Source organism: Sphingobium sp. UBA5915 (genome assembly GCF_002431195.1).
Classification (GTDB): Bacteria; Pseudomonadota; Alphaproteobacteria; order Sphingomonadales; family Sphingomonadaceae; genus Sphingobium; species Sphingobium soli.
This window is the reverse complement of record NZ_DJDV01000018.1, coordinates 1-9212: the sequence shown is the minus strand read 5'-3', so window position 1 is coordinate 9212 and position 9212 is coordinate 1. Positions and strand designations below refer to the sequence as shown.

Genomic DNA, 9212 nt, shown 5'->3' with positions numbered 1-9212 from the left:
AAAAGGGTCAGGTCGATGACAGCATTCTGACCAGCGGTCCCAATTATGAGGACGTGCAGGAATATGCTGCTAGGCCGACCGTGAAGGCCACGCTTGGCGCGATGGACGAAGCGACGTTCAACCGTTTCGACGCATTTATGATGACGGTAGGCAGGTCCAAGGCCGTGCTATTCGCGCCTGAACCCGACAACCTCGAAACCGCGCAGCATTGGACCGTCTATGGCCGCGTCAAGGTCGATTGGAAGGGTCAGAACCCCTACCACAACTGGTGGGACACGGAGATGCAGGTAGCAGGATTACGCGCCTAATAGCCTAGTAGATAAGGCTCAACGGGTCAAAATCCGGGTCCATATCGGCGTCAATCGGATGATCTGGCCATTCCTTCGTTGTGCGACGTTCAACGGCAACATGATCGGCTCGGTTAACGAACGCCATCGCCAACCGGATCGACGCGAGAAATAATACCTCGCTTCTATCTAGCTCACCGATTTTGTCTCTTCCAGCAGCCCATGCGAGCTTGTCAAAAAACGGCGTCATTTTTTCCACTTCGAATGAAGTGGTGATTTTGTGTGCGAACTCGTTTCGGATTTGCCTGATTGCTGTCAGAGACTCATGCTCTTCCTTAGTGATTAAACCTAGTGAATAGGCAGCCAAAATACGCGACGAAAATGACCCCATCGGTGCTGTTGGGCCTTCGAACAAGGCATCTTTGATCTTCTTCCTATCGAGAACAAATCCTTCGAGGATCAGCCGCACTTGATGATCGAGATATGAAGCAACAATGAGGGATTGCGCCACCTCTGACTCATCTCCCTTGTTGTCAGATATAGCTTTGTGAAATGCCGAAAACTGATCCAATCGATCTTCAACAGAGCTTTTCAAACTGCCCTCCTCGAAATGACGCACCGCTAAATATCCGGAATTATATGCGGGGTTGGAGAGTGAAAAGGGTATTTCTAGCTGAAGTTACGGCGTTCGATCCAAAGGCGAAGCAGACGGTCGTTCTGCATATGTGTTCGCCCGGTCACGGCCCCATCGCGTTCGATGATGACCGCGAATATATTCCCTGCCTGATCGGTGCACCTGCCCGCTCTATGTCGCTAACCGACAACGGCATCCCCGGCGAAATTGCTGTCGACTATGGCACTATCGGCCTGCGCCTGAGCGCAGAGATGAGAAACGCCCATTGGCCGGGCTATGATTTCGACGGCTATCCCTGCCGCCTCATGTGGGGCGAATATGGCGCACCCCTCTCCAGCTACCGACATATCCCTGCTGGTCGAGTCGGCTCCATGTCGGTCGCAGCCGACATGGCCAATGCCCAGCTTCCCTTGCTCGGCCCAGAAGCCGAATTGAAGAAGGAAGTTCTGAAATCCTCCTATGCTGGAACAGGCGCGGCGGAGAGCCTTGCTGATTTCAAAGGCCAGTTGAAGCCCTTCGCCATCGGCATGATAGAAAACATCGAACCGCCCATGATCGACATGGAATATCTGGTCTATCAGTATCACGGCTATGGTCCGACCGCTGATGTCGTCGCCGTCTATGAAAACGCCCTGACCCTTGGTGCGGCAAAATATACAGTCGCCAGCTATGAAGAGTTGATCGGCCTCACCGCTGAGCAGCTACCGCCTGGCACATGGGCAAAGGCTCCAGCGGTCGGCATGTATCGCCTTGGCGCAGAGCCATTCGGCAAGATGACCGCTGACGTGATCGGCGCAACCGATCGGGGCCAGCCTCTCACCAGCTTTGGCGCGATTGCCGCATGGATGCTGCGGGAAATCGCGGGCGTCCCTGCGGACAAGATCGACACGGATGGGGCAGAAGCCCTCGACCGCGATTTCCCGCACACATGGGGCAACTACCTCGATAGCCGGGACAAGCCGGAAGACGATAGTGATCCGGCTATCAGCGTGGGCGACTTCCTGCGTGAAGCGGCCTCGCACCTCTCGGCATATGTGTTTCCTGATCGTGAGGGCATCTGGCGCTTTGGCAGGAACGTCAGCAGCAAAGCCCCGATCATGCTGCGCCAGTCCAAGGCATCCGCGCCTATCGTGCTGAGCATTGCGATGCCTGCGACCGCGACCCGCGCTCATAAGGTCCGTGTTGGTGGTCGCCGCTGCTTCGTCACTCATAGAGACGACGAGATTTCCTCCGCGCTCAAGGATGCTGTTGATGAAGCGGTCCATGGCGTCGGGCAAAAGGTCGATGAGGTGCAGGCTGGCGTCGATGACATTCGCAAGAACTTCAAATCGCTCGTGCTGCCCGCTCTGGTAGAGCCGATTGCCGACCTGAAAGAACTGAACCTCAAATATGGCGAGGCTATCGGCAAGGCGCATGGCGCGCTCCATCGCGAGAATCATATCGCGATTACCGCGCTCGGCACTCGCGTCGATGAGAACGGCAATCTGGTAGCCGAGCAGATCACGCAGCTTACCAGCCGCGTCAAGAACGGGGAGGATACCGTAGAGGCTGGCTTCAAGAATGTCCGCGAGACTATCGCCGGTTTGGACTTCGCCTCCGCATCCGAAGTGACGCAGATGATCGCCGAATATGGCGAAGACGTTGAAGCTGCCTTCACCGAGGAACGTCGCGTCCGTGCAGAGGACGACAAGGCCCTCTCGGAGGACATCAAAGACATGGGCGTCCGCGTTGGGGACTCAGAAGGCAAGATCAGCGAACTGGAGCGCATCGTCATTGATGAAGGCGGTGACGGTGCGCTCGCGGAGCGCATTGAGGAACTAGGCGTCAAGATCGAGGACGAGACAGACACTCGCGAAGCCGCCATTCAGGGCATTGAGCGGGCCTATATCGACGCAGACGGGGTGGTCGCAGAGAGCGTCAAAACCCTAAGCAGCAGCATCTTCGATGAGGCGAGCGGCAACAGCATCGTGTCGGTCATCAAGGCCAACGCAAAAACGCAGGTCGATGACAACGGCGCGAGGGCTGAGCAAATCAACGCCATCAATACGCGGCTTAACCCGCTAAACGGGGCCAGCTATGAACAGAATGTCCAGCTAATCAGCGACATCAACGGCCTGATGAGCAGCCAAGTCACATTTAAGGTCCAAACGGAAGTGAACGGCACCAAGGTCGTGGGCGGTCTCGGCATCATCAACCAGAATGGCTATGTGGATACCGCGTTCACAACCGATGCCTTTTCCATCTGGACCCCGACAGGAAAGCAACCTCTGCTGATTTTGGACGGTAACGGTTTGCGAGTGAATAACGCCTTCATTGGCACTATCACCGGCACAAATCTAAAGGTCACGAACGCCAGCATCGATAACCTGACGATCTCAGGCGATAAGTTCGAGCCTGCGGCTGTTACCAGCGTCGGCAGCTTTGAACACAACTATAATGGGTATCGCAACAACTCGACTTCCGATTGGCAATATCTGGGCGGCAACGCATCACTGGCACCCAAGGCGCTCATCCGTTCGGGCAATGGAGAGAGCAAGACTCTCATCACCTGTATGGGCGTTTATGCCCGCGATGGTGGCGATGACGATAACCTCAACACCTGCGTTGAGCGCCGAGGTGGCGATGGAACAGTGCTCCTGACAGAACGCACCAATGTCCAAGTTCAAAGTGGCAACCGCACTTTTTCCTATCAGTGGGTTGATAACAATGTAAAGGACAATACCGATTACGAGTATATCTTCATTCACCGCAAGATCGGCAGCGATGGTTCACCATACTGGTATAACGTGACCTTCAATGCCGTTTGTTTCAAAAAATAAGGAGAGATAGATGAACTATCTCCAATACCACATCGCCAGCGGATCGGTGGTCGCACAGATTGAAATGGACCCTCGCTTCGCGATTGACCGAGACGGATATGCTTATGCGGCTGGCACAGGGACGCAGGATCGGCATTGGGTAGATAGTGGCGCAATTTGCGCGCGAAGCCCCTACGATGCTCATTCAGGCCCATCGTTTATTGAACAGGGCGCAGCCCCTCTCCCCGTGATGACCCATCTTCCCGACCCTTGCTGGGTGAGAATTAGGGGCACAGGAGGTCAGCCATTTAGTGAGCGGTTTGTCCGCGTCGAAGGTGGGACGCTGATGTTCGTCCCTGAAATAACTGGAACCTATTCGGTCACACTTGAAGGGCAATACAGCTCGACCGCGAAGGCATTCGAGGTTGTCTCTCTCGATCAATTCAAGGTCCGCAGGAACGACGAGGTGTCCGATCAGAAAATGGCGGTTTTGTCGGCCGGTATGGTCCTCGACGGCAACCGTTGGGATACTGATCCAGCCGCGCAATTGAGCATTAACAGTATGGCCAGTGCGGCAAACGCCGGTATCCCTCTGCCCGCCGACTTTTACTGGACCACATACGACAATGCCGATGTGCCATTTGCCATAGATAATTTGTTGGCGTTAAGCGCGGCGGTCGCGGCTTTCAATTTCGCAGTCCATGACCGTAGTCGCGTCTTGAAGAGCCAAGTTGCGGCAGCCACTACTATCAGCGAGGTCGAGGCTATCGACGTCACGGCAGGCTGGCCCAGCTAAGTGCCCACCCCCGCATAAATATCAGCAAAACTGATAAGCGGGAGCGATCCAAATATGGACTTTGAATTTGATACGGCGGGCACCGTCAGCGTTGCCAATGGATCGACGGCGGTCGTTGGCACCGGCACCAATTGGGTCGCAAACTATCCCGGATTGGAACTCAATATCGACGGGCTAAACTATCCCGTCAAAAGCGTGAACAGCAAAACCAGCATCACGCTTGTTCACCCCTTCCCCGGCCAGACGGCGGAGAACAAAGCCTACACCATCGTTCCCGTGCATCCCAACCCGAACACGGTCACGCAGTCGGTCACGGCCATGATCGAAAAGTCGGCCGATCTCTATGACCGCGCTCTGGACATCATTGAGAATGGCGTCGATGGCGGCGATTCCGCTTACGAGACGGCTGTTAAGAACGGCTTCGTCGGCACCGAGCAGCAATGGCTCGATAGCCTGAAAGGCCGCGATGGTTCGCAGGTCGGGCTTGGTGCGGTCGTGAACATCAAAGAGGTCGCGCCCATTCCTCCGGGCGCGTCGGGTTATCAGCTTATCGTTCCCGTGACTGTGGGCGATCCACCGATGAACCTGACGCAGACCGCACAGGTCATCATCCCCACCGACAAGCCAGATTCTGGCATCGCAATCTGGGCCAAGTCCACGACGAGTGGCCTCGCTGTCGTGCTGGGCCTCGTCAATGCGCCCATCCCCTTGCCACCCGGTTCAAACGAAGAACTGGACCTGTCTGGTTCGGGCACTGTCTATGGTGATCCCGGCACGATCTTCCCGCTGGGTATCTACCTCGCCGGTTCGACGGCCAACTTCACCCTCACTGCCCCGTCCGGCTTTCCGCTCCGTATCGAGCGCCGCGATGACATCACTGTCCCGGTAGCGAGCGGCTGGACGATCACGAACGCTGGTAGTCCATGGCCGGTCAGCGGTGACGCCGTTGGCGCATCAAACGTCCTCTATAAGCGCGTCTATGGCTCCACTGATGGCAGTGCCATGACAAATGGCCGTCTGCGCTTGATGAAGGGCGTCTATCTCATCACCGATCCACTCGGCCTGACTTTCAAGCAGACGACGGACGATGGCACGACGCAGGCACCGCCCAGCATTCGCATGACCTTCAACGGCGTGGTGAATGAGGAATATCCGATCCTCGCCACCATGTATGACTATAATGTCGGCAAGTTCGAGCTGCGCCGCCATTGGGCTGGTTCCAGCACGCTCGTCGTCACTATCGGACGCGGCAATTCCGAAACTCAGATCGTCAGCGCAGATGATCCGGCTTTCGCGGCTGGCTCCCTCAAATCATGGTCGGTGGAGTTCATTGACAATGTGGGCGGCCCCGGCGGCACCGTCCGCTTCTACAGCGACGGCGTGCAAATCGGCCCTGACCAGACCAGCGAAGTGAAGCTGCGCGTTACGCCTGCCATGTGCCTGGAGTGTAATTCATCGGGCAACAACACCAGCGACAGCCAGAACAACCTAGAGGTGGCGTCCCTTAACGTGGCTTACGGGCGCCCCGATGTGCAGAGCAGCTACGATGTCGCCGCTTCCGGCCCGATCAGCGCAGCGGACCTGCAAATGCTCTGCGTGGATGCGCGCGGATACTCAACGCCGCAAGCCCCCGCCACCGTCCGGTATCAGGCTGCTGGCCAAGACCCATACGACCTTGAGGTGGTTGTCGGTGACATGATCGTCCCGTCGGGCCGCGCCTACAAGGTCGTCCTTGAAGACTGGTCGAGCGGTGAAGGCGTTGCCCATCCGAACGAACTCATCATGACCCGTCCAGCGGCGCAGAATTGCCGCTTTGAAGACAGCAGCCTCTACGGCGCGCAGGCTCCATGGACCGAAGTTCTGCCCAAGGGCGCGGTGCCCAACATCGGCGGCATCAACTATTACTGCGAAGGCATCCGCATGGGCACCTATGTCCAGTTCCAGCTTGGCTATGATTGGGACACGGCGACCATGCCGTCCAACCCCTTCGGCGATCCGCAGGGCAAGAACAGCTACATGGTGCCGCACAAATGGCTGATCTACGACAATGCAGGCACGCTGCTGGGTCGCATCGAACAGCCCAACGGCCAGCCGCTGAACACAACGGCATCGCCGGTGTCGTGGAGCGGCACGCTCGACGGTCGCGCCAATCCCATGGTGACTGCCGCGAACAAATGGTATCCCAAGGGCACGGTGCGATCCGGCATCATCTGGCGTTCCCATGCGGAGCCGCCAGCCTATAGTCAGCAAGATATTTGGAACCGCGTTCCGACCTATGATGTGGCGGTTCCGTTCGGATCACAGGGCGCGGCATCGGTCAATGGCGGCGACCTTCGCGCTGGCACTGGCGAACAGCTAAACGGCTTCGCCAACTATCGCTGGATGCCATGGGAGAGCAGCACCTACAATGACCTCATCACGGCTGGCCAGAACACGCTCAACCCGTGGAAGTTCGGCAGCGACCAGAACGGCATGGTTCCCAATGCCAACGTCTGGCTGAAATATACGCCGTTCAACCAGATGGGCCGCTCGCCCATCACTGGTCCGGGCGGTGTGCGTGATGACCGCCAGATTATGGCTGAGCCGGTGGCCCGCTATGCGCGAGACGTGACGATCAAGCGCCCGCACGACAATCGTGACATGAAGCAAATCGCGCTCGACTATCTGACCGGCTATGCGAGCGATCCCTTCCACTGCTTTGAGAATGGCAGGCTGACGCCGCTCTTCAAGGGCGATGCCCGCCGCAACATCACCCTGCGAAACCACTATTATGGTGGTGGTGAGAGCGGGACGCCCAATGAGCGCGCCTATTATATTCAGGGCGGTCGCCCCTATGAATTTGTGACGGCCAACAACCCGCTGCGCGTTCAGGTGCCTTATGGTGGCGTAGCGTCCGACAAGCCCTATTTCGGCACCAATCAGATTGACCAAGATCACGCGCACCAGTTTCCCCATTGGGGATCGCTGATGTGGCAGTCGCCTGAGTTTGCGATGCTCGGTCACAAATTCGGCGATCAGGCCCGCCTCTACCTGCCATGGATTTTGAACAACGCATGGGGTGAAGCCGGCGAGTTCGCATCGCGCGGCGCGGCTTGGAAATATATGCACGCCGCTCTCGCGTGGAAGACCGGCTCCAGCAATTCGAGCAGGCTCTACAGCCGTGCGGAGATTCTCGATTGGGTCGTCTTCGACTTTGAGAGCTTCTTTGACACCTTCTGGGACAGCACGCCGGGCTTCCTCAATCCACCAGCCAATATCAGCGGCGGCGGCAACAATGCCATCTTCGCTGGCGCGCAACGCTTCGGCCCGTGCTTGTGGAGTGACGATTATGGCCTGTGGCAGCACGACTTCATGATTGGCTACTGGATGAGCGCCCTTCATGCGGCTGAGAAGCTGGGCTTCAATCAGGCGCTCCGCGATGCGTCTGCCAAAGCCAAGGCTGTCGTGGATTGGCTTATCACCATGCACCAAAAGCGCATCACCGGCAGGCTCAACGGCGGAATGCAGGTCAACAGCGTCGATATCGAATACACGATGCCCCTGTGGACCCCGCAGATGATCGCAACCGCTGGCGGCAATGTCACGGCCCTGCCCCAGACTTATGCTGCTGTGGCAACCGCACAGGGCAGCGACAGGGCTCCTAGCTGGGATGCTTGGAGCGGTGGCAGTCGTGACGGTCAGGCCATGGATCAGCTACTCGCCGGTCCATCCCTGCTGCGCGATATGGGTCGCACCGATAGTGACCTCATGACAGCCGAGACTACCGCACTTGGCTACCGCCAGAGTAAAATCGACAGCGAGACGGCCAAGGGCGCGCAGGACGCTGGCAGCGGCTGGTTCTACTATCATCAGACGACCAACAATCCGCCAAGGAAGCCCTGATCCGGGTCTGATGCCAGCAGTATCCTCATAAATATCCGACACCATAGTTGGATAGGAGACTGCCTTGGCAGACATGAAAGACATCGAAATTCGATACATTCCCGCGCTCAGTGGTGATGCCATCGTCTTCGTGGACAAGATCGGCATCGTTGACGCGGGCACAGGTCTGCCGGTCGAGTTCACCGCTGAGCAGGTGGTATGCAGCATCAGCGAAAATGAACGATCCAAACTGCTGCTGCGCTTGGGCGATGGCATCGTCTGGAACGACACCGAGAAATCAATCTCCATCACCATTCGCAATGACCAGATGCGCTTCGTGCGAGCGGATGGCGAATATGATTATGCCCTCTCCGTCCAGTGGGTCGGGAATGATCTTGCGAGAACCATCAGGGAAGGAACCGTAACGGCGGTCAGGGTGGCCTAATGACAACAGAAATCGGAACAACCGATCTGCTCAACGAGATTCAGACCAGCGTCGTCCAGTATGAGGCAGGGCTGGTCCCGATCCCCGGCCCCAAGGGCGAGCGAGGCGATATTGGACCTAGCGGTCCACAGGGAGAAACCGGTCCCGCTGGCCCCATGGGTGCGGTCGGCCCCAAGGGTGGCAAAGGTGATCGCGGCGAAACCGGCGCAGCCGGTCCCGCTGGCACTAAGGGTGATACCGGCGCGACCGGAGCAAAGGGAGACAAAGGCGAAACAGGCGACCGTGGCCCGCAGGGCTTGCCCGGTCAGACCGGCGCTACCGGCCCACAGGGGCCGAAGGGTGACACGGGTGCTACAGGTGCGGCGTCAACTGTTCCTGGCCCCGCTGGCCC

At 57.7% G+C, this 9212-nt stretch carries 6 protein-coding genes and 1 pseudogene; 6 read left to right on the top strand and 1 reads right to left on the bottom strand.

Translation table 11 applies throughout. The annotated features are described in order from the left end of the window. A partial coding sequence (locus B2V90_RS02645) for a hypothetical protein (protein WP_293919591.1) occupies window positions 1-308 on the top strand: 308 nt, incomplete at its 5' end. A gap of 4 nt (window positions 309-312) precedes the next feature. On the opposite strand, the gene B2V90_RS02640 is transcribed toward B2V90_RS02645, so the two are convergent. Further along, window positions 313-882 carry a hypothetical protein gene (locus tag B2V90_RS02640; protein ID WP_293919590.1) on the bottom strand — a complete coding sequence of 190 codons (570 nt, stop codon included), beginning with the start codon at window positions 880-882 and terminating at the stop codon, window positions 313-315. Window positions 883-941: 59 nt separating this feature from the next. Between B2V90_RS02640 and B2V90_RS02635 the strand changes: the two genes are divergently transcribed. From B2V90_RS02635 to B2V90_RS02615, 5 genes and pseudogenes are all read left to right on the top strand, one after another. After that, the gene (locus B2V90_RS02635; protein ID WP_293919589.1) at window positions 942-3740 is read left to right on the top strand and encodes a hypothetical protein; all 2799 of its coding nucleotides are present in this window, start codon (window positions 942-944) and stop codon (window positions 3738-3740) included. Between the two features lie 10 nt (window positions 3741-3750). After that, window positions 3751-4515, top strand: a complete 765-nt coding sequence (locus tag B2V90_RS02630) for a DUF4376 domain-containing protein (RefSeq protein WP_293919588.1) — start codon at window positions 3751-3753, stop codon at window positions 4513-4515. Between the two features lie 54 nt (window positions 4516-4569). Continuing rightward, the gene (locus B2V90_RS02625) at window positions 4570-8397 is read left to right on the top strand and encodes a hypothetical protein (protein ID WP_293919586.1); all 3828 of its coding nucleotides are present in this window, start codon (window positions 4570-4572) and stop codon (window positions 8395-8397) included. 73 nt (window positions 8398-8470) lie between these two features. Beyond that, window positions 8471-8821: a hypothetical protein gene (locus B2V90_RS02620; protein WP_293919585.1), complete on the top strand. Its 351-nt coding sequence runs from the start codon at window positions 8471-8473 to the stop codon at window positions 8819-8821. Next, window positions 8821-9212, top strand: a pseudogene (locus tag B2V90_RS02615) (hypothetical protein); the annotation flags it as partial. The gene B2V90_RS02620 and the pseudogene B2V90_RS02615, both read left to right, overlap by 1 nt.

What these genes read in the sequence shown, in the direction of transcription:
- B2V90_RS02630 (WP_293919588.1), top strand. Translation starts at nt 3,751, where the DNA reads ATGAACTATCTCCAATACCACATCGCCAGCGGATCGGTGGTCGCACAG.
- B2V90_RS02620 (WP_293919585.1), top strand. Translation starts at nt 8,471, where the DNA reads ATGAAAGACATCGAAATTCGATACATTCCCGCGCTCAGTGGTGATGCC.
- B2V90_RS02625 (WP_293919586.1), top strand. Translation starts at nt 4,570, where the DNA reads ATGGACTTTGAATTTGATACGGCGGGCACCGTCAGCGTTGCCAATGGA.